The 432-nt window shown below is 41.9% G+C and carries 1 protein-coding gene; it reads left to right on the forward strand.

Translation table 11 applies throughout. The features are described 5' to 3' along the window. A partial coding sequence (locus tag ABR397_RS23380; protein WP_350307786.1) for a tail fiber assembly protein occupies window positions 1-298 on the forward strand: 298 nt, incomplete at its 5' end. Window positions 299-432 lie beyond the last annotated feature (134 nt).

Genomic DNA, 432 nt, shown 5'->3' on the forward strand with positions numbered 1-432 from the left:
CGATACGCTCACATTCAAGAAACCTGACACCGACTACGACAAATGGGATGGTAAAGAGTGGGTAGTTGATAAAGGTCTTTTCAAATCAAGTCAGATCGAAGAAGCCAAGCAGCAACAAGCCACACTGTTACGACAAGCGAATGAAACACTCTCATTGCTACAAGACTCTGTTGACTTAGAAGTTGCAACAGAAGCCGAAGAAGCAGCGTTGCTTGAATGGAAGAAATACCGGGTATTACTGAGCCGTGTTGATACTTCACTGGCGCCTGATATTGAGTGGCCCAAAATGCCAGAATGATGACAATAAGGGCTGCTTATGCAGCCAGGGCAAGATCGTGAATATTTTGTTAAAAAAATCAGATTTGACCGACAGTAATAGTTATGATCTCATACTCTCTTTTTGAGAGCAAAAACCATGTGCTTTGATATTTT

This window comes from Photorhabdus viridis, assembly GCF_040256935.1.
GTDB lineage: Bacteria > Pseudomonadota > Gammaproteobacteria > Enterobacterales > Enterobacteriaceae > Photorhabdus > Photorhabdus viridis.